The sequence below is a fragment of the Aeromonas piscicola genome (genome assembly GCF_000820005.1).
Taxonomy (GTDB): domain Bacteria; phylum Pseudomonadota; class Gammaproteobacteria; order Enterobacterales; family Aeromonadaceae; genus Aeromonas; species Aeromonas piscicola.
In genome coordinates, this window is record NZ_CDBL01000075.1 from 676 (window position 1) to 999 (window position 324).

Genomic DNA, 324 nt, shown 5'->3' on the forward strand with positions numbered 1-324 from the left:
GGCCTGGGGCTGCTCTGCTACTGCGACTTAACGAACCGAGACTGTAATGCTGGCCAGATCGATCAGGTTGACCGCTCCGCCCTGCCCACCGGCATCATTGTAGGTAGCGTTCGCCTTCAGATAGCTCATGTTATAGAAGTCGCTCACCAGGATGTCGTACTGCCCCGCTGGCACAGCAGCAATGACAGGGGTCGAGTCTCGTAGCGGTTTGAGGTCACCATCCTGCATCACATGGGGCATCTGCACCATGCCGCTCGCGACCACCTTGCCATTGCTGAGCACGGACACCCGCTTCACCCCGTTGGTCACCCCCAGGTTGATGGC

1 protein-coding gene is annotated in these 324 nt (G+C 59.6%); it reads right to left on the reverse strand.

Features of this window, described 5'->3' with window-relative positions; genetic code table 11:
* Positions 1-27: 27 nt before the first annotated feature.
* Positions 28-324: hypothetical protein (locus tag BN1128_RS25960; protein ID WP_042871941.1), on the reverse strand; the 297-nt coding region annotated here is incomplete at its 5' end.